Origin of the sequence: Actinobacillus porcinus, from assembly GCF_901764995.1 — a bacterium.
Taxonomy (GTDB): Bacteria; Pseudomonadota; Gammaproteobacteria; order Enterobacterales; family Pasteurellaceae; genus Exercitatus; species Exercitatus porcinus.
The window spans coordinates 59,682-82,694 of the sequence record NZ_CABFKI010000006.1 but is presented as its reverse complement, the minus strand read 5'-3'; the positions used below and the strand labels follow the sequence as shown (position 1 = coordinate 82,694).

Sequence of the window (23,013 nt, the reverse complement as noted above, 5' to 3'; positions counted from 1 at the left end):
ATTTTATTTTGCAGGTGTTACATCTAATACTTCAACATCAAAATGAAGCGTAGAATTAGCTGGGATAACGCCTAGATCTTGCTCACCATAGGCAAGATTGGCAGGAATCACTAACTCAATTTTGCCGCCTTTTTTCACTAATTGTAACCCTTCTGTCCAACCCGGAATCACTTGGTTTAATGCAAATTCAGCCGGTTGACCACGTTCAACAGAGCTGTCAAAGACGGTGCCATTTGGTAATTTACCGGTGTAATGCACTTTTACCGTATCTTCAGGCTTGATCGCAGCACCTTCACCTTCTTTTTCAATACGGTAAAGTAAGCCTGATTTGGTTTCTTTTACGCCTTCTTTTGCTTTAAATTCAGCCGCAAATTTTTCACCATCTGCTTTAGCTTGTTTAGCTGCTTCAACCGCTTTTTCCGCTTCTTCTTTTGCTTTCGCTTCCGCCGCTTTGCTTAATTTATCATTAAGTGCGGTCAATGTTTCTTGTAATTCTTTATTTTGAGATAAATCCACTTTGCCGGCGAGTGCATCTTTTACGCCTGTGATCAATTTATCTTGATCATAGCTGATCGCTTCTTTTTGTGATTCCACTAAGCCTTTTAGGTCAGAACCCAATAATACGCCTACAGCATAAGATGGATCTTTAGTTAAAGCTGCATCTGCTTGTACTGCGGTTTTCGCGTCAGAGCTTGCTGCTGTTTTTTCTTTTTCATTACATGCCGCTGTTGCAAAAACTGCGCCAACTAATAATGCAATTGCTGAAATTTTTTGAATTTTTAACATCGTTTTTCCTTATATATGGTTTAGAATGGTTATTTATAAAATATAAACCGCATTAGGTTAAATCCTATTTAACAAATGCACAACATTTATTTGATAAATTATGCAAAATTTTGAAGATCGTATTGCTGAATTAGAAATGAAATTAACTTTTCAGGACAATTTATTGGAAGAATTAAATCAAGCGTTGGTTGAACAGCAATTTGTCATAGATAAAATGCAAATTCAATTACGCTATTTGGCAAATAAGTTGAAAGACATGCAGCCATCAAATGTGGCAAGCCGAGCGGAAGAAACACCGCCACCGCATTATTAATCCCTTGGACTGTGGCTAGGGTTCTATCAAATACACGACATTTCACCCGACTCGTTATTCCAATAAAATAACCGCACTTTAGCCAAACCTAAAGTGCGGTTATTTTTAACGATATTTTGCTAAATTATTTCGCGCAGCCACAGCCCGCTTCTGCCACTTTTTTCTCAAAGCGTTCGCTTGCGAAATCCCAGTTGACGATATTCCAGAATTCTTTAATGTATTCCGGACGGCGGTTTTGGTGTTTCAAATAATAAGCGTGTTCCCAAACGTCAATGACGATTAATGGGAAACCTTCGCAACCTGCAAACTCTTTGCCCATAATTGGGGTGTATTGGTTTGAGGTTGAAACGATAGCCAGTTTACCGCCTTCTTGAACCACTAACCAAGTCCAGCCTGAACCGAAGCAACCCGCTGCTGCTTTCTCAAATGCTTCTTGGAATGCTTCTACTGAACCGAAATCACGTACGATTGCCTCTTTTAATGCACCTTGTAAGGTTGTACCTTTTTTCAAGTTTTTCCAGAAGAATGAATGGTTTGCGTGTCCGCCCACATTATTAATCACCGCCTGACGATTTTCAGGTGCAACTTTATCTAAATTTTTAAGTAATTTACCGGGGCAAACATCAATGTATTCCGCTAATGCCGGAACGGTTTTAACGGCTGCTTCTACGGCTAAGTTCGCGTTATTGACATAAGTTTGGTGGTGTTTGCTGTGGTGGATTTCTAATGTTTTTGCATCATAGAATGGTTCTAATGCATCATAGGCATAGCCTAATTCAGGTAATGTGTAAGCCATAAAATTTCCTTCTTTTGTTGGGTAAATCACGATGGATTTTAACAGTAAATTTGATTTAGATCATCTTTTATATGCAAAAACCAACCGTAAAAATGGTTGGTTTTGCCTATTTATTTAATTTGAGTTTCTATCACTCCGCCACCAAGGCAAATTTCACCTTGATAAAACACCGCACTTTGTCCCGGTGTCACCGCGATTTGTGGTTCATCAAACACAACGCGAATATTTTCATCATCAATAGGAATAATTTCGCAGGGAATATCCGTTTGACGATAACGTGTTTTTACCGTGCAACGCACAGGCTCACGTATTGGGTTACGATCCACCCAATGCAACTGGCTGGCGGTCAACCCGGTGGACAACAATGCAGAATTATCATGCCCTTGTGCCACAATTAACACGTTGTTAATTAAGTCTTTTTCCACCACATAAAACGGTTCTTCGCTCAGACCTTGCACACCACCAATGCCCAAGCCTTTACGCTGTCCAAGAGTGTGGTACATTAAGCCATCATGACGACCGACAACGCGCCCATCAACGGTGCGAATTTCACCGGGTTGTGCCGGCAAATAGCGCGCTAAAAAGTCTTTGAATTTACGCTCACCAATAAAACAAATGCCGGTAGAATCCTTTTTCTTCGCGGTAATTAAACCTAATTCTTCCGCAATTTTACGCACGATCGGTTTTTCAATATCGCCTACCGGAAACAAACTCTGCCCAACTTGCTTTTTGCTTAAGGTGTACAAAAAATAGCTTTGATCTTTATTATTATCTAAACCGCGTAAAAGTTGCGCATTATCATCAGTTCCCGAACGGCGAACATAATGGCCTGTGGCAATATAATTTGCCCCCAAGTCTTCTGCCGCATATTCTAAAAAGGCTTTAAATTTAATTTCTTTGTTACAAAGAATGTCTGGGTTTGGCGTGCGCCCTGCTTTGTATTCCGCTAAGAAATGCTCAAATACATTGTCCCAATATTCCGCGGCAAAGTTGATTTTATGCAACTTCATTCCCAGTTTATCTGCCACCGCTTGCGCATCCGCTAAATCTGCCGCGGCGGTACAATAATCGGTGTCATCATCTTCTTCCCAGTTTTTCATAAACAAGCCTTCCACTTGGTAGCCTTGTTGTTGCAAGATAAACGCTGAAACAGAAGAATCAACCCCGCCGGACATCCCCACAATCACTTTTTTTGTGGCGTTATCGGCTAATTGTTCAGGGCTGAGTTTAGCAAAATATTGGTTATAAGTTGTTGAAATTAACATATTTTTCTCCGTTAGCTCAGTTCAAGGCTGAGTACATTGATGTGATGGCGTGCTTGCTGATGTAAGATTAAACTTAACAGTGTGTTAGCAAACACTTCCTAATTATTTTACTTCATAAAACTGCGGTTCTTTTTTGGCAAATTTTTCTTCGTATTCTGCCATCGCCTGTTCATCACCTTCATCCAATTTCTTTTGCAAGTTATCGCAAGGTTCTTCACAGTCGCACATTTTCTTCATCCCAAGTGCGGTAATGCCGCCACAGCTGCCCTTGATCGTTTTCTTTTTGATGATATAACCAATTGCCATACCAAAGATCACAAGAAGAAAAATACCGAATGTAACAATAAATAATTTCATAATTTTTCCTTATTTTAACCGCACTTATTGATTCAAAAGTGCGGAGAATGTTGATGACATTTTTGTTTCAAAACCGTTTTCAGTTTTAATAATTAAATACACAGGAATTTGTTCTTTTTCCGCCACTGCTAAGGCTTTTTCTTCGCCCAATACAAATAAACCGGTGGATAAACCATCTGCTGTCATGGAATTAGGGTGCAACACCGTAATTGATGCCAAATGGTGTTGAATCGGATAACCTGTTTTCGGATCGATTTCATGGGCAAAGCGTTGACCGTTTTCTTCAAAATAAATGCGGTAATTTCCCGATGTCGCCATCGCCAAATCTTTTAAACCGATAACTTGTTCAACAGAGCGCGAACCATCAAAACTCGGTTTTTCAATGGCAATTTGCCAATCTTTACCTTCAATATTTTTTCCTTTTGCACGAATTTCGCCACCAATTTCCACCATATAATGCTTCGCGCCAATATGTTCAAGGGTTTCAGCCACTAAATCTACACCAAAACCTTTGGCAATAGATGAAAGATCCACATAAAGTTGTGGCACGGATTTTTCAAGGTAAAATATCCCATCACGTTGCGTTAATTTTAATTTTTCAATCCCCACCCATGCTTGACGCTTGGCAAGTTGTTCAGCAGTGGGTTTTCTTTCAGGGTGTTTTTCAGGCCCAAATCCCCAAAGATTAACCACCGGCCCAACAGTGACATCTAATGCCCCTTCAGTCACTTTATTTAAGCGGATCGCTTCGCCAATCACTTTTGCTAAGTCGCTAGAGATCGCAACAGGTTGATTAATTTCAGTAAATTGATTAAAACGACTCAATTCAGAATTCTTGTCATAGGTAGACATCTTTGCATTGACATCTTTTAACACCATTTCGATTTTGGCGTGGGTTTTGTCTTTATCTAAATTTAGACTACCATCATCAATATATTTAATGTGATAAGTCGTTCCCATGGTTTTGCCCATCAAAGACACCACTTCAGGATCTTTTTGGCAGCCTGTCAAACTAAAAGCAACCGCTAAAAGTGCGGTGAAAATAAGCGAGATTTTTTTCATAGTATTAAGGGATTAAAATTTCATATTTTTGCAAAATGATTTGCTTAAAGGTTTCGCTACAACTTGCCCAATCCACAAGATCCACTTTAAACGGTAAGTCAGAGTCGCTGAAGGCAAGTTCTAATTCTGTTAGCTCTCGAATGGTTAAAGGGGTTGTGGTGATCAACGCTAAATCTATATCGGAAAAAGGTTTGTTTGTTCCTTTGACTCGAGAGCCAAATACCCAAGCCGGTGTATTGGGGCATTTCTCCGATAAAATGGATTTAATTATGTTTAATTCTTGTGCGTTTAAATTAATCATTGGAATTACGCTTTTGTAGCTCTTTTAACAGAAAACGACTGCTTTCCAAAAAGCCTGCAATGCCGTTGTAAACTTGCTGCGCTTTGGTTTCATCATAAGTATGAGAAGTAATATTGCGCATTTTTCGATAATCTAACCAATCTTCAAAACGCTCAATTAAGCCGACTTGAGCCCCTAAACGCAGAACATCACGAAACTCAGCCGAATCTACATCCAAATCATTTGAGGCAATTTTCTTTAATTGCCGTTTTAACATTTTGATATCCAGTTCATACACAAACTCGAATTTCTGTATGGCACCCGCAATAAGCGTGTCTTGAATAATAGGCGTCTGTGCTTGGAACCAAGTTTGATTTTCTAAGGATTGAATGGTTTCTTCCAATGACTTGAACGCATTTTCGAGAGCAATAATATTTAGCTGTTCACTCATACTGTTCATTATCCTTTAGGTTATCAATATTCCTTGATTGCCTGTACATCAATGATATAGCAAGGTTTATTTTTAATCGTGTTATTTTGAAAACGGTCGAAGTTCTAAAATCTTAGAAATTCGACCGCACTTTTTCAGTTAAATGTGATTAAAATCAACCACCGAAATCATCTAATAAGATGTTTTCATCTTCAACGCCTAAGTCTTTCAACATTTTGATTACTGCGGCGTTCATCACTGGTGGACCACACATATAGTATTCACAATCTTCCGGTGCTTCGTGGTTTTTGAGATAGTTCTCATAAAGCACATTGTGAATAAAGCCTGTGTAACCTGTCCAGTTATCTTCCGGCAATGCATCTGAAAGTGCAACATGCCATACGAAGTTGTCGTTTTCTGCGGCTAATTGGTCAAAGTCTTCTTGATAGAAGATTTCACGTTTAGAACGCGCACCATACCAGAATGACATTTTACGTTTTGATTTCAAACGTTTTAATTGGTCAAAGATATGTGAACGCATTGGTGCCATACCTGCACCACCACCGATAAATACCATTTCGTTGTCGGTTTCTTTCGCGAAGAATTCACCGAATGGACCTGAAATCGTCACTTTATCACCTGGTTTTAATGACCAAATGTAAGATGACATTTGACCTGGTGGTACATCCGGGTTACGTGGTGGAGGTGTTGCAATACGTACGTTTAGCATAATAATGCCTTTCTCTTCCGGATAAGATGCCATTGAGTAAGCTCGGATAATATGCTCGTCCACTTTAGACACATAACGCCATAAGTTAAATTTATCCCAGTCTTCATGATATTCTTCAGGAATATCGAAATCTGCGTATTTAACCGTATGTGGTTCAGCTTCAATTTGGATATAACCACCCGCACGGAATGGTACTTCTTCCCCTTCAGGAATTTGAAGTTTAAGTTCTTTGATGAAGGTGGCTTTGTTATCGTTAGAAATAACGGTACATTCCCATTTTTTCACACCAAAGATTTCTTCCGGAAGTTCAACATCCATTGAAGATTTTACGTTCACTTGGCACGCTAAACGCCAGCCTTCTTTCGCTTCTTTTTTCGAGATATGTGAAAGTTCTGTTGGAAGAATTTCACCACCACCGGATTTTACTTGTACACGACATTGACCACATGAGCCACCGCCACCACAAGCAGATGAAACGAAGATACCTTTGCTTGCTAATGCCCCTAATAATTTACCACCAGCCGGTAAGGTAATGCCTTTTGCCGGATCGTTGTTGATAGAAATGGTGATGTCACCGCTATCAACTAATTTAGATTTGGCAATCAAAATAATCACAGCTAACACTAATACGATTGCTGTAAATGCGCCAATACCGAAAATAAAATTACTATCCACGATGCGCTCCTTATAATTGAATGCCTGAGAATGACATAAAACCTAATGCCATTAAGCCTACGGTGATAAAGGTAATCCCTAAACCACGTAAACCTGCCGGAACATCAGCATATTTCATTTTTTCTGTTAAACCGGCAAGTGCCACAATGGCTAACATCCAGCCTGTACCTGCACCGATACCGTAAACCACAGATTCACCGAAATTGTATTCACGTTGAACCATGAATGATACGCCACCGAAAATTGCACAGTTTACGGTGATTAATGGTAAGAAAATACCTAATGCACTATAAAGCGATGGTACAAATTTATCTAAGAACATTTCTAAGATTTGTACTAATGCAGCAATAACACCGATGAATGTAATGAAGTTTAAGAATGTTAAATCAACACCTTCAATTAATGCACCGTCTTTTAAAACATGAGTGTACACTAATTGGTTTACCGGCACAGAAATACCTAATACTACGATAACCGCAACACCTAAACCGAAGGCGGTTGAAACTTTCTTAGACACCGCAAGGAATGTACACATACCAAGGAAGAAAGAAAGTGCCATGTTCTCAATGAACACTGACTTTACAAATAAACTAATGTAATGTTCCATTGATTATTTCTCCTGTTGTGCCGGTTTCCACGTTCTTAAGCCCCAAATTAAGAAGCCGATAATAAAGAACGCACTTGGTGCTAAAAGGAATAAACCGTTTGCTTGATACCAACCACCATTTTGAACAGTTTCAAAAATAGTGATACCGAAGAATTTACCTGAACCAATAAGTTCACGTAAAAATGCTACGATAACCAAGATAGCACCATAACCTAAACCGTTACCGATACCATCCACGAAACTTTCAAGCGGTTCTGATTTCATTGCGAATGCTTCTGCGCGACCCATTACGATACAGTTAGTAATAATCAAACCAACGAATACCGATAATTGTTTTGATAAGTCATAGGCATAAGCACGCAAAATTTGGTCAACCAAGATTACCAATGAAGCAATAATTGCCATTTGTACAATGATACGAATACTATTTGGGATATAGTTACGGATCATTGAAATGAACATGCTTGAAAACGCGGTTACTAAACTCACCGCAATCGCCATTACAACCGCAGTTTGTAACTGTGTTGTTACCGCCAATGCAGAACAAATACCTAAAATTTGTAATGCAATCGGGTTGTTATCAGCAATTGGCGATAACAATAAACTTTTAAGATTGTTGCCTGCCATTAGTTCGCTCCTGCCGTTGCTTTGAATTTAGCTAAGAATGGACCAAAGCCATTTTTACCAAACCAATATTTAAATGAGCCATCAACACCATTTGATGTTAATGTCGCGCCAGATAAAGCATCAATACCATGTTCTTTATCTGCTGATGCGTTTTTACCTACTGTTAAAGCCACTTCGTTTTGGTCATTAAATAATTTTTTGCCTACGAAGAATTTTTGCCAGTTAGGGTTTGCAATTTCGCCACCAAGACCTGCTGTTTCACCTTGCTCATAGTAAGTAATACCATTGATTGTGTTTGCATCAGGTTGTACAGCCACAAAACCATACATAATTGACCACAAACCATTACCATACATTGGTAATACCGCTTGAGTGACATTGCCTGCTTCATCTTTTACCAGATAAATTTCCGCATATTTCGCACGCACTTTAATGCCCGCTTTATCGTCTTCAGGCGCAATCGCTACGCTTGTTGCCGGATCTTTTGCTGCTGCTTTGGCATCAAAGTTTTTCACGTTTTCAACGTAGTCACCTGTTGCCAAGTCAACAACTTTTGGCTCAATATATTTGGCATAAGTGTCTTGAATATTCGTGCCTTCTTGCATCAAACCTGCTGCAATAAGGATGTTCTTTTGTTTATCAAGCTGTTTTTGGATCTCTTGTGTTGGTTTTAATAACACAGCAGCGCCTGCTACGATAAGAGAACAGATCAAGCTCACCAACACCACGACGGTTAAAGTACCGCCAACGCTATCTTTATTAAATTTAGCCATTATGCAGTTCTCGCTTTTCTACGTTTGATGTTGCCTTGAACGACTAAGTAGTCGAAGATTGGCGCGAATAAGTTAGCGAATAAAATTGCTAACATCATACCTTCCGGATACGCTGGGTTTGCCACACGGATGACTACCGCCATGAAACCAATCAACGCACCGTACCACCATTTACCTTTATTAGTGAATGACGCAGATACAGGGTCTGTTGCCATAAAGAACATACCTAATGCGAAACCACCAAGCACTAAATGCCAATGCCATGGCATAGAGAATAATGGGTTAGTGTCTGAACCCACAAGGTTAAATAGGGTTGATGTAATCACCATGCCTAAGAACACGCCCGCAATAATGCGCCATGAAGCAATACGTGCAAACACAATAATTGCGGCACCGATAGCTAACATTAAGGTTGAAACTTCACCCATTGAACCCGGGATATTACCTAAAAACGCATCCATCCAAGTGATTGGTTGACCTGTTGCTACGTGTTTAAGTGCGGCTTCACCACCTTGCGCCCATTGTGAAAGTGCGGTCGCACCGGAGAAACCATCTGCAGCCGTCCAAACTAAGTCACCCGAAATTTGTGCAGGGTAAGCAAAGAATAAAAACGCACGACCCGCTAAGGCTGGGTTCATAAAGTTTTTACCTACGCCACCAAAGACTTCTTTCGCGACAACTAAGCCGAAAGAAATACCTAAAGCCGCTTGCCATAATGGTAATGTTGGCGGAACGATTAATGCGAATAAAATCGTTGTCACAAAGAAACCTTCGTTTACTTCGTGGCCACGAACGATAGCAAATAATAATTCCCAGAACATACCTACTGCGAATGCTACGATATAAATAGGTAAGAAGAATGTTGCACCTAACAACATTTTGCTACCCCAACCGCCATTCACAAGATCAGCACCTAAGCCTTGAGCTAAGGAATAGTGCCAGTCATTTGCCACTAAATCTGCAAGATTACCTAAGCTCGCCGCTGCCGCCATAGATTGTGCGCCCACGTTATACAAGCCATAGAATAATGCCGGAAACAATGCTAACCACACAATGATCATCATACGTTTTGAGTCGATGGCATCACGTACGTGAGTTGTTGATTGCGTTGCAGTACCCGGTGTGTACATCAAAGTGTAAACCGATTCAAATAACGGATACAATTTGGCATATTTACCACCAGGTAAAAACGCGGGTTCCATTTTTTCAAAAAGATGTTTTAAACCCATTTTTAACCTTCCTTCTCAATCTTGTCTAACGCTTGACGTAAGAATGAACCGTAATCAGTTTTACCCGGATCCACAAAGGTACAAAGCGCTAAATCTTCTTCATCTAATTCCAACGCACCCAAATTTTGTGCTGAATCAGTATCGCCCACTTCTAAATCACGAAGTAATAAAGACGGAAGAATATCTAATGGCATGACACGCTCATAGCTACCGATTGGCACCATTGCACGGTGACCACCGTTTTCAGCCGTAGTGAAATTGAATAATTTCTTGCTGAAATGACCTAACACGGTACGCGTAATTGAGAATTTATTTGCTTGCGGAGAAATCCAACCCATAAATTCTTTCGTGGTATTTTCTTCAATCACAGAAACTTGCAATGCATAACGACCTAAGTAGTCATGTGCACCTTCTGCTTTTGCACCATGAAGAACAGAACCTGAAATCACACGGTTTTCACCTGCATTTAATTCATTTGCCGTTAATTGTGAAAGTTTGGCACCAAGTTGAGTACGTACTAAACGTGGATTTTTCACTTGTGGACCGGCTAAAGACACAATACGGTCGGTAAATAATTCACCTGTTGTAAATAATTTACCAATAGCAATCACATCTTGATAGTTTAAATGCCACACTTGTTTATTCAGACCAACCGGGTCAATAAAGTGAATGTGAGTACCCACTAGACCGGCCGGATGAGGACCATTAAATGATTGAATACTGATACCTTCAATAGCAGGGCTTAAAGGAATGTTACTGTCCGCATCTTTACACAGATAAACCGGTTTTTGACCTTCCACTAAGCGTACTAAAACCGTTAAACCTGCTTTAAAATCTGCTTCAAATTCTTTTAAGATCACTTCAGGATCCGCCGCTAATGGATTGGTATCCATCGCATTGACGAAAATTGAAGACGGGATGGCATCCACAGCAGGAACTTTGCTGAAAGGACGCGTACGAAGTGCGGTCCACAAACCTGATGTTTGCAAGTTTTTACGCACTTGTTCGCTCGTTAATTGGCTCAATGCAGCAACATCGTATTTATCGAAAGTCACTTGTTCGTTACCTTCAACACGAATCACCACAGATTGTAATACACGCTTAGCACCGCGATTAATCGCTGTTACAGTACCGCTTGCAGGTGCGGTGAAAACTACGCCCGGATTCTTTTTGTCTTCAAAAAGAACTTGACCTTTTTTCACTACATCGCCTTCACGAACTTTCATTGAAGGACGCATGCCCACATACTCTTCGCCAAGCATAGCAACTTCAGTCACGGCATTGCCGTCACGGATTACTTGTTCTGGTTTTCCGTTAATCGGAAGATCCAAGCCTTTTTTAATCGTAATCATTGTTTGCACTACTTTTCGTTAGGTTTAAAATTAAGCCATTTTTCTATAAAACGAATAAAAAAATGACCGCACATTGAGTAATGATCGCTAAAGATCATAAAAATAAAAACTCAAATTCGGAGATTTTGCCATTCTTTTGAAGAAGTTACACACAACTATTGCGCGCTCACAAACTTCAAAGACAAAATTAAACGCCCTATTTTACCCAAAATACGCCCCCCCTGCCACTTTAAATGCAGACTTTTCACAAAATTTTTACACTTAAATTAGCCGGGATTTGTATTTCCTTAAATTTACTAATGCCCGATTCCCATACAATTGGTTGAAAGCGGAATCTCTTGTCCCAAGCGTTCCCATTCTTCTTTTGTAAAAGTATGTAAGGCTAAAGCATGGATACCTGCTTGAATATCATCTTGTAAGCATTGATAAATTTTTTGATGACGAGCCACAGGGCGAACGTTAATAAATGCATCGCTCACAATGGTCACTTTAAAATGACTCTCACCACCACGATCCGAGCTATGCAGATGGCTTTCATTTTCCACCGATAAAAAGTGCGGTTGAAAAGCTAAGGATAATTTTTCCGTTAAATGGGTTTGTTTATTCATAAAATACCTTAAATGAAATGATAAATTGAACTCAAAGGCTATACATTATTGTCGAAGTTTGCAAGAATAAGACGACATTAATCATAAATAAAGGATCACCTATGAAAATGAAAAAATTCTCTCTTGCTGCACTGGTTGTTAGCTCAATGTTACTTACCGCATGCGCCACACAAAGCAATACCCTTGTGTTTAATCCGCAAGCACCCACTGTGACAACATCCTTTAATACCAACAACCAACGAGCCATTGTGTCTGTCGTCACCAAAGACGGTCGTATGCAACCTGAAGTATCGAGCTTTGTAAAAGATGGACAGATTCAAAAATTACAAGCACAACCGTCTGTGGAACAACTCTTTCAACAAGTCATGTTGCAAAATTTGAATGCTAAAGGTTTCCGTCTAGCAACAAACGGTGCCAATACCCAAGTTTTAGTGACGGTAAAAGATTTCTTTGCCAAGGTATCACAAGGCAACTTACGTTATGAAATTAACTCAAAAATTCAGTTAGAAGTTCACGTTCAAGGGGCGCAGGGCAATTTTACCAAAAATTTAGGGGCAACCCGCTCGCAACAAGGCGCATTTAACGCGAACAATGATGAAATCAAGAAAGTGTTAGATCAAAACTTGAGCGATGTGATTAATGCAATTTATCAAGATCAAGAAATTGCCAATGCAATCAATCAGTATGCGAACTAAGTATCGACAATAGATCCCTAAAATGCCTAATACCACATTAGGCATTTCAGACCAATGACATACCCTATACGAGCCGTATAGGGTTACTTAATCTGAGCCGCTCTGCGGCTCTTTCTGTCAGCCCCAGCGGGGCTGGGCTTAATGAACCTAGCACGGCTCGTGCTAGGTGGTTTCCCAAAGATGAGCTTTCAGCAATCTGTAATACCACATTAGGCATTTTCTTTTTCAAGCTTTTCTAACTTCTTCTGCTCTCGGCGCATTTTGAAAAAATCACTTAATTTCTGACCGCACTTTTCGGCTAAAACGCCCCCAGTGATGTTTAAAAAATGGTTCATTTTATAGTCATCAAAGAAATGAAAACGTGAACCTACAGCACCTGTTTTGTAATCATAAGCCCCAAACACCAGTCGTTTAATACGGCTATGTAAAATAGCACCGGCACACATTGTACAAGGTTCCAAGGTTACATAAAGCGTACAATTTAATAGCCGATAATTACCGATTCGTTGTGCACCATGGCGCAATGCCACAATCTCGGCGTGTGCGGTAGGATCGTTATTGACAATGGATAAATTCCACCCTTCACCAATAATTTGATGATGCTCATCCACTAACACCGCGCCAACAGGAATTTCGCCGAGAGATTGAGCTTTATCCGCCAGCGTTAAGGCATAATGAATAAAATGTTCATCTAATTGTTGTTGGGTAAGGATGGTTTCTTCGTTCATAAGTGATCGCGATGAAAAATGTCAGGTTAAGAAAGTAGTTTTATCGGAGTGGCATTTCTGCTTTGGTTACAAAGGAAGACATTTCAGTGTTTACTGCACAAGACTTACGTTTCGACAAGCTCAACGACCGCCTTGTGCAACTGCGACATAATACTGTCACTATTAGTGCACTAAACTGAAAATGGATATTTAATCCCTTCGTGACATTCATACCCTACCACCTTAAAGTCATCCAAGGTGACCCAAGTTTCGAGATCTTCTAGGGTTTTAATATCAGGATTAATTTCTAATTTTGGTGATGGGAAAGGTTCACGTTTCAGTTGTACATCGCGCATTAATGCCAATTGATCTTCGTAAATATGCGCGTTAACAATTTTATGGTATGCCTTACCGGCTTTTTTGCCTGTAATTTGAGCCATTAACGCTAAGAAAGTGAATACTTGAATTTGGTTAAAATTCAATCCCAATGGAACATCACAAGAACGTTGGTAACTGGTTAAATAAAGGGTGTCGCCTAGCAAAGAAAAAGTGTGGCTATACATACAAGGACGTAAGCAACCTAAATCAAATTCGCCCGGGTTTAAGAAAGTAAGAATTTCACCACGATCATCAATCCCCTTGCTCAGGTCATTGACGATTTTACGTAGCTGATCCACGGTTTCGCCATTCGGTTTACGCCAAGCTCGACCTTGCACACCATAAACGCGCCCCATATCATCCGTGCCTTTACGCGCAGGGTTGTTTAACCAAGCTAAATTTTCATTGGCATTGGCATCCCAGGTTTTTGTTCCCAATTTACGGAAATCTGCCGCATTATCGTAACCACGAATATAGCCTAAAAATTCGGCAATCGCTGCTTTCCAGTAACTTTTGCGCGTGGTAATAATCGGGAATTGGTTATTGGCAACGTCATATTCCAAATCCGCATTGATCACCGTTAAACAACGTTTTCCTGTTCGTTCATTTTCAATCCAAACGCCTTCATCCACAATGCGTTGGCATAAATCTAAATATTGACGCATGAGAAACTCCTTATTTTTTATCCGCACTTTTCGTTGATTGAGTACGAGAATACGCCCAAAGCATAATGACAATACCACCGATAATCATGGGCAAAGACAACATTTGACCGCGTGTAATCAAGTCTTCTGCGGTATTAACACCGTGATCGATTTCGCGTACATATTCCACCAAGAAACGGAAAACACCATAGCCGATTAAAAATAGCCCTGATACCACACCTAATGGGCGAGGTTTACGGATAAACACATTCAAAATAACGAATAATAACGCCCCTTCGAGCAACATTTCATAAAGTTGGGATGGGTGCAATGGAATGGAACCATGGTAACCATAAGGGAACATCGCCCAAGGCACGGCATCTAAATTCTCTACAGGTCGTCCCCAAAGTTCGTTATTGATAAAGTTACCTAAACGCCCTAAACCCAATCCCACCGGCACAAGCGGCGCCACTAAATCTGCGGTTTGCCAAAAGCTCCGTTTCTGACGAATGGATGTCCAAATCATCGCCACGATCACACCAAGCAATCCGCCGTGGAAAGACATTCCGCCTTCCCAAATACGGAATAAATAAAGTGGATCTGTAATAAAGCGATCGAAATTATAGAAAAACACATCGCCAATACGTCCGCCTAAAATAACACCGGCAAAACAATTATAAAGCAAGCTATCAAATTGCTCTTCCGTCCAAAGTCCGTTGGATTTTTTGATCCGTTTTGAGCCTAACCAATAGGCAAAGGCAAATCCTAACAGGTACATAACGCCATACCAACGAAGGCTAATCGGACCTAACGAAAAAATTACAGGATCAATATAAGGTAAATGAATAAAATCTGTCATAACATTCCTAACTCAAAATCATTTTACAAGCAATCATTAATAGAAATATGGCAAAGGCTTTCTTCAATTTTGCCACCGGCAATTGCGAAGCTAACATAACGCCGAATTTAGTCGTAAAAGCGGAAGTTAACGTGATACCTAAAACAGCGGGTAAATATACCGATCCTAACGACCAATCAGGCATTTCAGTATTATCCCAACCGCTGACCATATAACTTAAACTCCCGGAAAAGGCGAGTAACATACCGCAAAAAGAAGAAGAACCAATGGCTTTTTTCATCTCATAACCGCGTGCATTCAGGAATGGCACAATAAAACTGCCCCCACCAATGCCCGCAAAACTGGATGCAATGCCAATTAACGAACCGCCAACTAAGGCAGATTTATCGGTAAAAGGTTTATTTCCTGCAATCATTTTGACTGACAACATCATTTTAATAGCAAGATAGACCACCATTACCGCAAAAATACGGCTTGCAATCTCTTTCGGTAAATAGCTTACAAAAAAACTGGCGATATAGGTTGCCATCATCGATGCTGGTGCAAATAAGCGAAGGGCTGACCAATCCACATTCCCGACTTTATAATGGTTATAGGCTGAAGCGCCGCCTGTAATAATGATAGTGGCAAAAGACGAGCCAAGTGCCACCGACATTAATAAATGGTCCGGCACACCAACCATCGGTAATAAATACACTAAAACAGGCACGATGACCAAACCGCCACCAATACCAAACAATCCTGCCAATACGCCGACCACACAGCCCACAAGCAAACAAATTAAAAATACCGTCATCATCGATGTTTTTTTCCTTTTTTATGCTTATTCTTTTGCAATGGATGCTTATGATAATAAGGTGCTTTTTTCGTTGAATTCTGTTCTTCTTTTGCAGGTTGTGGTGCTAATGCCACTTCACTGCGCGCAGGATCAAATAAAAATTGGGCAAATTCTTTCATCGCGCGGCGATACACATCGCGCTTAAAAGACACCACTTGACGCACAGGATACCAAAAACTCACCCAACGCCACCCATCAAATTCCGGTGACTTCGTTCTGTTCATATCAATATCTTTTGCATCACAAGTGAGTTGTAATAAAAACCAACGCTGTTTTTGCCCAATACAGATCGGCTTACTGTCATAACGCAACAAACGTTTTGGTAATTTATAACGGAGCCATTGTTTTGATGCATAAAGGATTTTCACATCCTTTTTAGTCAATCCCACTTCTTCAAAGAGTTCGCGGTACATCGCTTGTTCAGGCGTTTCACCCTCATTAATACCGCCTTGTGGAAATTGCCACGAATTTTGTCCGTACCTTTTTGCCCACAGCACTTGTCGTTTTTCATTGCAAATGACAATGCCAACATTAGGACGGTAGCCATCGAAATCGATCACTATCGTTCACCTTAAAATATTTTGTTTAGATCTAGCGCGGAATTATGGCACATCATGGAATTTTCGCCAATACTGTACAGCTTGTGAAGCACAAAAGTGCGGTGAGATTTTTAGCTATTTAGAGAATATGTGGATAACTCTGTGCATAGACTGAAAATAAATAAAGAATATTTTTTCATACCGGCAGACGAGCACTCACACCATTCAATGTGGATAAAAAATAAAATGAAAGCGGGTGATAAAATCCCTACAAAAATAAACCGCACTTTTTTCCTATATTATTGTGAAAAAGAAACACATTTAGATTCACTTATCCACAAACAAACCCCAAAAATAGCGAATTCGTCCATCTCACTGTGAGTTATTCTACTTTTTTGTGGATAAAATTGTGGTTGAATAAACAAAAATCTTTGATAACACTTTTATCCCTTCACAACGAAAAATTATTTTTATATTAATAATCAATAGGTTAAAAGCAATCAGTCATAATTTTTACACAATCCTGCTGATAACATTAAAAATACCGGACATTTTTTAATCAAATCAATTTGATTTTAGGCTTCACATAAAAACGAAAAATCCCAAAGAAAAAAGTATCGCAAACGATTACGTAACTCTGTATAATAGCGCCAATTTTTGAACTCAAAAGGAAACGCAACTGTGAGCAATGCATCATTAAGTTACAAAGACGCTGGCGTAGATATTAATGCTGGTAATGAATTAGTTGAACGCATTAAACCCCATGTAAAACGTACCACCCGCCCTGAAGTAATTGGTGGCCTAGGCGGTTTCGGTGCGCTATGTGCTTTACCGACAAAATATAAAGAGCCGGTGCTGGTTTCCGGTACAGATGGCGTAGGCACTAAATTACGTTTAGCCATTGATTTAAAAAAACATGACACAATCGGTATTGATCTTGTGGCAATGTGCGTCAATGACTTAGTGGTACAGGGCGCAGAGCCGTTATTCTTTTTAGATTACTATGCAACGGGTAAGTTAGACGTTGATGTGGCATCTGATGTGGTTAAAGGCATTGCAGAAGGTTGTGTTCAATCAGGTTGTGCCTTAGTGGGCGGAGAAACTGCTGAAATGCCCGGAATGTATCATGTGGGTGACTACGACTTGGCCGGCTTCTGCGTGGGTGTGGTTGAGAAATCAAAAATCTTAGACGGCTCAAAAGTTGTAGCGGGCGATGCCTTAATCGCATTAGGTTCAAGCGGTCCACATTCCAATGGCTACTCTTTAATTCGCAAAGTCATTGATGTGGCCGGCGTAAATCCGGCAACGGAACAGCTTGCAGGCAAGCCCCTTGCGGATCAAGTGTTAGCACCAACCAAAATCTACGTAAAATCTGTATTAGAACTTATTGAAAATGTAGATGTTCACGCTATTGCTCATTTAACAGGCGGCGGCTTCTGGGAAAATATTCCGCGTGTGTTACCGGAAAATGTAAAAGCCGTTATCGATGAAAAAAGCTGGGAATGGCAACCGGTCTTCAAATGGTTACAAGAAAAAGGCAATATTGAAACCTACGAAATGTATCGCACCTTTAACTGCGGTGTCGGCATGGTGATTGCGTTACCACAAGCGGATGTGGAAAAAGCTTTAAACGTGTTACGCGCTGCGGGCGAAAATGCGTGGCTAATTGGTCAAATTGAACCATTAGCTGACGGCGAAAAACAAGTGATCATTCGTTAATTTCTTTCTTCCTAAATGAAGCCCAATCGTTGTATTGGGCTTTTGAGTTTATAACATGAAAAAAATCGTTGTTCTTATTTCAGGCTCAGGCACCAATTTACAAGCCATTATGGATGCCTGTCAATCCGGTAAAATCAATGGGAAAATTGTGTCTGTGATTAGCAATAAAGCAGATGCTTATGGCTTAACACGTGCCAAAAATGCGAAAATTCCCACCGCACTTTTTGAACGCAAAAATTTTGCCAATAATCTCGAAATGGATCGGGCTATTGCACAGCATATCGAGCAACTAGAAGCGGATCTTGTTGTGCTCGCCGGTTATATGAAAATTTTAAGCGATGAATTCACATTACAATTTGTCGGTAAGATTTTGAATATTCATCCGTCACTGCTGCCTAAATACAAAGGCTTACATACCTATCAACAGGCATTGGATGCAGGCGATACCGAACATGGTACAACCGTACATTTTGTGACACCTGAATTAGATAGCGGTGCCATTATCTTACAAGCGAAAGTACCGATTTTTCCTGAAGATGACATCGCTGATATTGAAGAACGTGTCAAAGCACAAGAAATTCAGATTTATCCACTCGTTGTAAAATGGTTTGCCAGCGACCGCCTAAAAGAAAAAGAGGGCAAAGCCTATTTAGACGGCAAATTATTGCCTGAAAATGGTTACGCCAACGAATAATTTTTACAAAGTGCGGTTAAATTCCGTGAAAATTTTGTTATAGTAACGCAAAATTTATTTCAGCTTATTGGGGATGGATTTTTTATGGAAAAAATCATCATTGATGAAGACCAATTTATACGTACCATTTCGCGGATTTCCCACGAGATCATTGAGAAACATGAAAATCTAAATGATCTGATTATCGTTGGAATTAAACGCCGCGGTGCAGAAATAGCCGAACTCATTAAACGAAAAATCAATGAGTTAACCGGATTAGATTTGCCATCGATTGATTTAGATATTACCTTTTATCGAGATGACTTAGAGTATGTTGAACCCAGCGATCAATCGCCTGTTTACAAGGGTTCTAGCGAATACATCAGTGTACAAGGTAAAACGGTCATCTTAGTGGATGATGTATTGTTTACCGGTAGAACCATTCGTGCCGCCTTGGATGCACTGGTGGACTTTGGGCGTGCGTCAAAAGTTGAATTGGTGATTTTTGTGGATCGTGGTCATCGAGAATTGCCAATCCGCGCGGATTATGTGGGCAAAAACGTTCCGACCAGCCGCGCTGAAAAAGTCCAAGTACGCACAATGAAATTTGACAGTTGCTATGAAGTCGCGCTAATTTCTCGATAATGCGAGTGCAAAGGGAACTTTTCTTGACTAACTCGTTCTAATCAGTACAAATTTTTAGTAAAAATGGATAAAAAATGAAATTAAAACAGTTAAAAAATATGCTATTTGTCGCCATGGGATTCATAGCGTTTATCGGCAATGCTCAAGCAATAGAAAAAGTGGTCGCCACGGTGGATGGCAACCCGATTTTAGAAAGCCAAGTACAACGCGCGTTAGGAAAACGTGCCAATACCGAAGCCAATCGTCTTGCCGCTTTAGATAGCATTATTGATGATATGTTGGTACAAAAAGCCATTCAAGAATCAGGCGTCAAAATCAATCCGGCGCAAGTGGATCAAATTGTGCAAAATATTGCTGCCCAAAATGGTTTAACTTATGGTCAGTTATTGGATGCATTAGATTATCAAGGCATCAGTATTACGCAGTTTAGAGCGAATATTGCCAATCAGATTTTGATGTCTGAAGTGCGTAATCGCAGCATTGGTAAAAATATTGATGTGAGTCGCGAACAAGTAGAAGCACTTAGTAAACAAATGCTAGAACAAGCTAAAAACAGTGGTAATGAGAAAGCGATTACGGCGACAGAATATAAAGTGCGCCATATTTTAATTAAACTCAACCCATTATTAAATGATGCGCAAGCCAAATCACAATTAACACAAATTCGTGCTGATATTCTGGCGGGTAAAACCACCTTTGCGGATGCAGCAAAAAATTATTCGAAAGATTATCTTTCAGGTGCTAATGGTGGGGATTTAGGTTTTGCTCTCCCTGAAATTTACGCCCCTGAATTTGCACATGCCATTAAAACCACAAAACAAGGCGTCATTTCCGCGCCGTTTAAAACGGAATTTGGTTGGCATATTTTAGAAGTCACCGATACACGTCAAGGGGATGTTACCGCTGACGCTTATCGTCAAAAAGCCTATGAACAGCTGGTTAATCAGCAGTTGCAGGAAGAATCCAAAGACTGGATTAAAGCCTTACGCAAAGGTGCCAATATTCAAATTCTCTCAAACTAATTCATTCAGTGGGCGACATCGCCCACTCTTTCTTTTAGGAACCATTCAATGAGTAACTCAAAACGCCATTTAGGCCATACCGCCCGTAAACGCTTCGGGCAAAACTTCTTACATGATGACAATGTGATTCAAGGCATTGTTGCGGCAATCTATCCGCAAAAAGACCAATTTTTAGTGGAAATCGGCCCGGGTTTAGGGGCGTTAACCGAGCCTGTGGGCGATCAAGTGGATCGCTTAACGGTCGTTGAGCTTGACCGCGATCTGGCAGAGCGTTTACGTCATCATCCGTTCTTACATCAAAAACTCAATGTGATTGAAACTGACGCCATGCAGTTCGATTTTGGCAAACTTTATGATGATGAAAAACTGGCGGAGCAAGGGCAAAAATTACGGGTATTCGGCAATTTGCCTTACAACATTTCTACGCCGCTGATTTTCCATTTGTTGAAATTCCACGACAAAATCCAAGATATGCATTTTATGTTGCAAAAAGAAGTGGTAAAACGCCTTTGCGCCGCGCCAAACAGCAAGGCTTACGGTCGTTTAACCATTATGACGCAATATTTTTGCCAAGTAATGCCTGTGTTGGAAGTGCCACCAACGGCGTTTAAACCTGCGCCGAAAGTGGATTCCGCGGTAGTGCGTTTAATTCCACATAAAGAATTACCTTATCCGGTTAAAGATCTGTATTGGCTTAATCGCGTGACAAGTCAAGCCTTTAACCAACGTCGTAAAACCTTGCGCAATGCGCTATCCACACTATTTTCTGCGGAAAATCTCACCGCACTTGGGATTGATTTAAACGCACGAGCGGAAAACTTGACCATTGCAGATTATGTGCATTTGGCAAACTGGCTGTGTGATAATCCACCCGCTGATGTGAATAAAGACGACATTTTTGAAGACGTAGAATAATTATGGCGACCTATTTTGTGGGCGATCTGCACGGTTGCTTTGATGAATTGCAATTATTGCTCGAAAAAGTGCGGTTTAATTCTGATGATTTTTTGTATTTAACCGGCGATCTCATTGCGCGTGGCGAGAAATCGTTAGAATGTTTACGCTTTGTAAAATCCCTAGGCAATCAGGCGCAAACGGTACTCGGCAATCACGATTTGCATTTACTGTCTTGTGCCTATGGGATTAAGAAAGTCAAACCACGCGATAATTTGACCGCACTTTTTGCTGCTGAGGATTTTGCTGAACTCATTGATTGGCTACGCTTTCAGCCTTTATTTGTGTATCACGAACAATTAGGTTTTAGTTTGTCTCACGCGGGCATTTCCCCTGATTGGGATATTGCCACTGCACAATCTTGCGCTAAAGAAGTGGAAGCGGTGTTGCAATATGGCGATATCAAATATCTACTCAGCCAAATGTACGACAGCCGGCCTGATCGTTGGTCACCGGATTTACAGGGCATTGACCGCTTACGTTACAGTATTAACGTATTCACCCGAATGCGCTTTTGTTACGCCGATCACCGTCTGGATTTTGAATGCAAAGCCCCCATCGACCAAGCACCACCCGAATTAAAACCTTGGTTTGAATGTAACAATCCTCTTTTTCAACAGGAAAATATTCTGTTTGGACATTGGGCAAGCCTTGTAGATTGCCCAACGCCAAGCAATATTTACGCGCTCGATACGGGCTGTGCTTGGGGTAATCGCCTGACCTTGCTACGTTGGGAAGATAAACAAATTTTTAGCCAAAGTGCGGTCCAAAATGTTGGAGATTTTTTATGATTTCAGCGCAAACTTGCGAGCTTTTTAATCTTCCATTCTTTCAGTTTGCACAGATGAAAAAATTCTGCCCTGAACAAATCCCCCAAATTAAAGCCGACTACAAACGCGAATGGGATGAATGGAAAACTTGTATTTTACAAGTTTCACAACAACTAGGCTCGCCCTTTGCAAAACCCCATATCGAAAGTTGGACCAATGGTTGGCAGGTAAGGGCGCATTTCTTTGCGTATTTTAAATACGAATTTAACCAAAACTCGGCGGCTATTTTATCTGTGTTATTAAACCGTCGTCGCCTGCAAGTTTGTTTAGATTGGCATTGTTATCGTGCCGATCGCTCGCAAATTAATGTACAACAATATAATCAATGGCTAGATAATTTGGATAAAAACCAATTTGCTGATTGGGAGATTTGGCGCGGAGATGAAAGTGAGTATGATGATTTTCGTCAAGTGAAACAATTAACTGAGCAAGATCTACTTTTACGTTCAGATGATGATTTTTGGTGTATTGGACGCAATGTAGAGAAAGCAGAATTAGATAAAATCAATCCTACCGAATTTATCACAAAATCTATTCAGCATTTATTACCCCTGTATGAGAAATGCCATCAATAATTAGAAGTTGTTTATCTTTTAATTTTAACGGTTTTCCGCTATCCT

General features: G+C 40.3%; 28 protein-coding genes. 9 read left to right on the top strand and 19 right to left on the bottom strand.

Annotated elements, in window-relative coordinates:
• Nucleotides 1–3 precede the first annotated feature (3 nt).
• Complete coding sequence (fkpA, locus tag E7T07_RS05815; protein ID WP_135709955.1) at nucleotides 4–786, bottom strand: FKBP-type peptidyl-prolyl cis-trans isomerase; 783 nt, start codon at nucleotides 784–786, stop codon at nucleotides 4–6.
• Between the two features lie 100 nt (nucleotides 787–886).
• On the opposite strand from fkpA, the gene E7T07_RS05810 reads away from it, so the two are divergent.
• Nucleotides 887–1,099 (top strand): SlyX family protein, encoded by a 213-nt coding sequence (locus E7T07_RS05810; protein ID WP_135709954.1) that lies wholly within the window; start codon nucleotides 887–889, stop codon nucleotides 1,097–1,099.
• A 124-nt stretch (nucleotides 1,100–1,223) separates the two neighbouring features.
• Here E7T07_RS05810 and E7T07_RS05805 read toward each other — a convergent pair whose 3' ends face one another.
• The 13 genes from E7T07_RS05805 to E7T07_RS05745 form a co-directional block, all read right to left on the bottom strand.
• Nucleotides 1,224–1,895, bottom strand: a complete 672-nt coding sequence (locus tag E7T07_RS05805; protein WP_135709953.1) for a Fe-Mn family superoxide dismutase — start codon at nucleotides 1,893–1,895, stop codon at nucleotides 1,224–1,226.
• 110 nt (nucleotides 1,896–2,005) lie between these two features.
• Nucleotides 2,006–3,160, bottom strand: coding sequence for a tRNA 2-thiouridine(34) synthase MnmA (gene mnmA, locus E7T07_RS05800; protein WP_135709952.1), 1,155 nt, complete (start codon nucleotides 3,158–3,160; stop codon nucleotides 2,006–2,008).
• Between the two features lie 102 nt (nucleotides 3,161–3,262).
• Nucleotides 3,263–3,517 (bottom strand): (Na+)-NQR maturation NqrM, encoded by a 255-nt coding sequence (nqrM, locus tag E7T07_RS05795; RefSeq protein ID WP_135709951.1) that lies wholly within the window; start codon nucleotides 3,515–3,517, stop codon nucleotides 3,263–3,265.
• A gap of 24 nt (nucleotides 3,518–3,541) precedes the next feature.
• The gene (locus E7T07_RS05790; RefSeq protein WP_135709950.1) at nucleotides 3,542–4,579 is read right to left on the bottom strand and encodes an FAD:protein FMN transferase; all 1,038 of its coding nucleotides are present in this window, start codon (nucleotides 4,577–4,579) and stop codon (nucleotides 3,542–3,544) included.
• A gap of 4 nt (nucleotides 4,580–4,583) precedes the next feature.
• Nucleotides 4,584–4,880 carry a nucleotidyltransferase family protein gene (locus E7T07_RS05785; RefSeq protein WP_135709949.1) on the bottom strand — a complete coding sequence of 99 codons (297 nt, stop codon included), beginning with the start codon at nucleotides 4,878–4,880 and terminating at the stop codon, nucleotides 4,584–4,586.
• On the bottom strand, nucleotides 4,873–5,310 hold the full coding sequence (locus E7T07_RS05780) for a nucleotidyltransferase substrate binding protein (protein WP_135710025.1): 438 nt from the start codon (nucleotides 5,308–5,310) through the stop codon (nucleotides 4,873–4,875). Before E7T07_RS05780 ends, E7T07_RS05785 begins: the two co-directional genes overlap by 8 nt.
• Before the next feature lie 154 nt (nucleotides 5,311–5,464).
• Nucleotides 5,465–6,694, bottom strand: coding sequence for an NADH:ubiquinone reductase (Na(+)-transporting) subunit F (nqrF, locus tag E7T07_RS05775; RefSeq protein ID WP_135709948.1), 1,230 nt, complete (start codon nucleotides 6,692–6,694; stop codon nucleotides 5,465–5,467).
• 10 nt (nucleotides 6,695–6,704) lie between these two features.
• Complete coding sequence (gene nqrE / locus E7T07_RS05770) at nucleotides 6,705–7,301, bottom strand: NADH:ubiquinone reductase (Na(+)-transporting) subunit E (RefSeq protein ID WP_135709947.1); 597 nt, start codon at nucleotides 7,299–7,301, stop codon at nucleotides 6,705–6,707.
• 3 nt (nucleotides 7,302–7,304) lie between these two features.
• Nucleotides 7,305–7,928, bottom strand: a complete 624-nt coding sequence (locus E7T07_RS05765; protein WP_115636471.1) for an NADH:ubiquinone reductase (Na(+)-transporting) subunit D — start codon at nucleotides 7,926–7,928, stop codon at nucleotides 7,305–7,307.
• Nucleotides 7,928–8,701: a Na(+)-translocating NADH-quinone reductase subunit C gene (locus tag E7T07_RS05760; RefSeq protein ID WP_135709946.1), complete on the bottom strand. Its 774-nt coding sequence runs from the start codon at nucleotides 8,699–8,701 to the stop codon at nucleotides 7,928–7,930. The genes E7T07_RS05765 and E7T07_RS05760 overlap by 1 nt, the downstream gene beginning before the upstream one ends.
• The gene (locus E7T07_RS05755; RefSeq protein WP_135709945.1) at nucleotides 8,701–9,930 is read right to left on the bottom strand and encodes an NADH:ubiquinone reductase (Na(+)-transporting) subunit B; all 1,230 of its coding nucleotides are present in this window, start codon (nucleotides 9,928–9,930) and stop codon (nucleotides 8,701–8,703) included. The genes E7T07_RS05760 and E7T07_RS05755 overlap by 1 nt, the downstream gene beginning before the upstream one ends.
• Nucleotides 9,931–9,932: 2 nt before the next feature.
• The gene (locus tag E7T07_RS05750; protein WP_135709944.1) at nucleotides 9,933–11,282 is read right to left on the bottom strand and encodes a Na(+)-translocating NADH-quinone reductase subunit A; all 1,350 of its coding nucleotides are present in this window, start codon (nucleotides 11,280–11,282) and stop codon (nucleotides 9,933–9,935) included.
• A gap of 296 nt (nucleotides 11,283–11,578) precedes the next feature.
• Nucleotides 11,579–11,890 carry a BolA family protein gene (locus E7T07_RS05745; RefSeq protein ID WP_135709943.1) on the bottom strand — a complete coding sequence of 104 codons (312 nt, stop codon included), beginning with the start codon at nucleotides 11,888–11,890 and terminating at the stop codon, nucleotides 11,579–11,581.
• 101 nt (nucleotides 11,891–11,991) lie between these two features.
• Between E7T07_RS05745 and E7T07_RS05740 the strand changes: the two genes are divergently transcribed.
• Nucleotides 11,992–12,585: a YajG family lipoprotein gene (locus E7T07_RS05740; protein ID WP_135709942.1), complete on the top strand. Its 594-nt coding sequence runs from the start codon at nucleotides 11,992–11,994 to the stop codon at nucleotides 12,583–12,585.
• Between the two features lie 209 nt (nucleotides 12,586–12,794).
• On the opposite strand, the gene tadA is transcribed toward E7T07_RS05740, so the two are convergent.
• The 5 genes from tadA to rppH all read right to left on the bottom strand — a co-directional run bounded on the left by tadA (nucleotide 12,795) and on the right by rppH (nucleotide 16,571).
• The gene (gene tadA / locus E7T07_RS05735) at nucleotides 12,795–13,313 is read right to left on the bottom strand and encodes a tRNA adenosine(34) deaminase TadA (protein WP_135709941.1); all 519 of its coding nucleotides are present in this window, start codon (nucleotides 13,311–13,313) and stop codon (nucleotides 12,795–12,797) included.
• A gap of 170 nt (nucleotides 13,314–13,483) precedes the next feature.
• The gene (locus tag E7T07_RS05730) at nucleotides 13,484–14,335 is read right to left on the bottom strand and encodes a thymidylate synthase (RefSeq protein ID WP_135709940.1); all 852 of its coding nucleotides are present in this window, start codon (nucleotides 14,333–14,335) and stop codon (nucleotides 13,484–13,486) included.
• A gap of 10 nt (nucleotides 14,336–14,345) precedes the next feature.
• Nucleotides 14,346–15,173: a prolipoprotein diacylglyceryl transferase gene (gene lgt, locus E7T07_RS05725; protein ID WP_135709939.1), complete on the bottom strand. Its 828-nt coding sequence runs from the start codon at nucleotides 15,171–15,173 to the stop codon at nucleotides 14,346–14,348.
• Between the two features lie 7 nt (nucleotides 15,174–15,180).
• Nucleotides 15,181–15,972, bottom strand: a complete 792-nt coding sequence (locus E7T07_RS05720) for a sulfite exporter TauE/SafE family protein (protein WP_135709938.1) — start codon at nucleotides 15,970–15,972, stop codon at nucleotides 15,181–15,183.
• Nucleotides 15,969–16,571: an RNA pyrophosphohydrolase gene (gene rppH, locus E7T07_RS05715; protein WP_135709937.1), complete on the bottom strand. Its 603-nt coding sequence runs from the start codon at nucleotides 16,569–16,571 to the stop codon at nucleotides 15,969–15,971. Before rppH ends, E7T07_RS05720 begins: the two co-directional genes overlap by 4 nt.
• Nucleotides 16,572–17,231: 660 nt before the next feature.
• Here rppH and purM point away from each other — a divergent pair.
• The 7 genes from purM (at nucleotide 17,232) to E7T07_RS05680 (ending at nucleotide 22,968) form a co-directional block, all read left to right on the top strand.
• Nucleotides 17,232–18,269 carry a phosphoribosylformylglycinamidine cyclo-ligase gene (purM, locus tag E7T07_RS05710; RefSeq protein WP_135709936.1) on the top strand — a complete coding sequence of 346 codons (1,038 nt, stop codon included), beginning with the start codon at nucleotides 17,232–17,234 and terminating at the stop codon, nucleotides 18,267–18,269.
• Between the two features lie 55 nt (nucleotides 18,270–18,324).
• Nucleotides 18,325–18,963 carry a phosphoribosylglycinamide formyltransferase gene (gene purN / locus E7T07_RS05705; protein ID WP_135709935.1) on the top strand — a complete coding sequence of 213 codons (639 nt, stop codon included), beginning with the start codon at nucleotides 18,325–18,327 and terminating at the stop codon, nucleotides 18,961–18,963.
• Between the two features lie 84 nt (nucleotides 18,964–19,047).
• Entirely contained in the window at nucleotides 19,048–19,587 is a 540-nt protein-coding gene (gene pyrR / locus E7T07_RS05700) for a bifunctional pyr operon transcriptional regulator/uracil phosphoribosyltransferase PyrR (RefSeq protein ID WP_135709934.1), read from the top strand.
• A 74-nt stretch (nucleotides 19,588–19,661) separates the two neighbouring features.
• Nucleotides 19,662–20,609, top strand: a complete 948-nt coding sequence (locus E7T07_RS05695; protein WP_135709933.1) for a peptidylprolyl isomerase — start codon at nucleotides 19,662–19,664, stop codon at nucleotides 20,607–20,609.
• Between the two features lie 48 nt (nucleotides 20,610–20,657).
• Complete coding sequence (gene rsmA / locus E7T07_RS05690; RefSeq protein ID WP_135709932.1) at nucleotides 20,658–21,524, top strand: 16S rRNA (adenine(1518)-N(6)/adenine(1519)-N(6))-dimethyltransferase RsmA; 867 nt, start codon at nucleotides 20,658–20,660, stop codon at nucleotides 21,522–21,524.
• Between the two features lie 2 nt (nucleotides 21,525–21,526).
• Nucleotides 21,527–22,354 carry a bis(5'-nucleosyl)-tetraphosphatase (symmetrical) ApaH gene (gene apaH / locus E7T07_RS05685; RefSeq protein WP_135709931.1) on the top strand — a complete coding sequence of 276 codons (828 nt, stop codon included), beginning with the start codon at nucleotides 21,527–21,529 and terminating at the stop codon, nucleotides 22,352–22,354.
• The gene (locus E7T07_RS05680; protein ID WP_135709930.1) at nucleotides 22,351–22,968 is read left to right on the top strand and encodes a glucose-6-phosphate 1-dehydrogenase family protein; all 618 of its coding nucleotides are present in this window, start codon (nucleotides 22,351–22,353) and stop codon (nucleotides 22,966–22,968) included. The genes apaH and E7T07_RS05680 overlap by 4 nt, the downstream gene beginning before the upstream one ends.
• Nucleotides 22,969–23,013: the final 45 nt, after the last annotated feature.

What these genes read in the sequence shown, in the direction of transcription:
- E7T07_RS05745 (WP_135709943.1), bottom strand. Translation starts at nt 11,890, where the DNA reads ATGAATAAACAAACCCATTTAACGGAAAAATTATCCTTAGCTTTTCAA.
- E7T07_RS05680 (WP_135709930.1), top strand. Translation starts at nt 22,351, where the DNA reads ATGATTTCAGCGCAAACTTGCGAGCTTTTTAATCTTCCATTCTTTCAG.
- E7T07_RS05760 (WP_135709946.1), bottom strand. Translation starts at nt 8,701, where the DNA reads ATGGCTAAATTTAATAAAGATAGCGTTGGCGGTACTTTAACCGTCGTG.
- nqrM (WP_135709951.1), bottom strand. Translation starts at nt 3,517, where the DNA reads ATGAAATTATTTATTGTTACATTCGGTATTTTTCTTCTTGTGATCTTT.
- E7T07_RS05810 (WP_135709954.1), top strand. Translation starts at nt 887, where the DNA reads ATGCAAAATTTTGAAGATCGTATTGCTGAATTAGAAATGAAATTAACT.
- nqrE (WP_135709947.1), bottom strand. Translation starts at nt 7,301, where the DNA reads ATGGAACATTACATTAGTTTATTTGTAAAGTCAGTGTTCATTGAGAAC.
- E7T07_RS05780 (WP_135710025.1), bottom strand. Translation starts at nt 5,310, where the DNA reads ATGAGTGAACAGCTAAATATTATTGCTCTCGAAAATGCGTTCAAGTCA.
- purN (WP_135709935.1), top strand. Translation starts at nt 18,325, where the DNA reads ATGAAAAAAATCGTTGTTCTTATTTCAGGCTCAGGCACCAATTTACAA.
- E7T07_RS05720 (WP_135709938.1), bottom strand. Translation starts at nt 15,972, where the DNA reads ATGATGACGGTATTTTTAATTTGTTTGCTTGTGGGCTGTGTGGTCGGC.
- E7T07_RS05755 (WP_135709945.1), bottom strand. Translation starts at nt 9,930, where the DNA reads ATGGGTTTAAAACATCTTTTTGAAAAAATGGAACCCGCGTTTTTACCT.
- fkpA (WP_135709955.1), bottom strand. Translation starts at nt 786, where the DNA reads ATGTTAAAAATTCAAAAAATTTCAGCAATTGCATTATTAGTTGGCGCA.
- mnmA (WP_135709952.1), bottom strand. Translation starts at nt 3,160, where the DNA reads ATGTTAATTTCAACAACTTATAACCAATATTTTGCTAAACTCAGCCCT.
- E7T07_RS05805 (WP_135709953.1), bottom strand. Translation starts at nt 1,895, where the DNA reads ATGGCTTACACATTACCTGAATTAGGCTATGCCTATGATGCATTAGAA.
- lgt (WP_135709939.1), bottom strand. Translation starts at nt 15,173, where the DNA reads ATGACAGATTTTATTCATTTACCTTATATTGATCCTGTAATTTTTTCG.
- E7T07_RS05730 (WP_135709940.1), bottom strand. Translation starts at nt 14,335, where the DNA reads ATGCGTCAATATTTAGATTTATGCCAACGCATTGTGGATGAAGGCGTT.
- E7T07_RS05785 (WP_135709949.1), bottom strand. Translation starts at nt 4,880, where the DNA reads ATGATTAATTTAAACGCACAAGAATTAAACATAATTAAATCCATTTTA.
- pyrR (WP_135709934.1), top strand. Translation starts at nt 19,048, where the DNA reads ATGGAAAAAATCATCATTGATGAAGACCAATTTATACGTACCATTTCG.
- E7T07_RS05695 (WP_135709933.1), top strand. Translation starts at nt 19,662, where the DNA reads ATGAAATTAAAACAGTTAAAAAATATGCTATTTGTCGCCATGGGATTC.
- E7T07_RS05765 (WP_115636471.1), bottom strand. Translation starts at nt 7,928, where the DNA reads ATGGCAGGCAACAATCTTAAAAGTTTATTGTTATCGCCAATTGCTGAT.
- tadA (WP_135709941.1), bottom strand. Translation starts at nt 13,313, where the DNA reads ATGAACGAAGAAACCATCCTTACCCAACAACAATTAGATGAACATTTT.
- E7T07_RS05740 (WP_135709942.1), top strand. Translation starts at nt 11,992, where the DNA reads ATGAAAATGAAAAAATTCTCTCTTGCTGCACTGGTTGTTAGCTCAATG.
- E7T07_RS05750 (WP_135709944.1), bottom strand. Translation starts at nt 11,282, where the DNA reads ATGATTACGATTAAAAAAGGCTTGGATCTTCCGATTAACGGAAAACCA.
- E7T07_RS05790 (WP_135709950.1), bottom strand. Translation starts at nt 4,579, where the DNA reads ATGAAAAAAATCTCGCTTATTTTCACCGCACTTTTAGCGGTTGCTTTT.
- apaH (WP_135709931.1), top strand. Translation starts at nt 21,527, where the DNA reads ATGGCGACCTATTTTGTGGGCGATCTGCACGGTTGCTTTGATGAATTG.
- rsmA (WP_135709932.1), top strand. Translation starts at nt 20,658, where the DNA reads ATGAGTAACTCAAAACGCCATTTAGGCCATACCGCCCGTAAACGCTTC.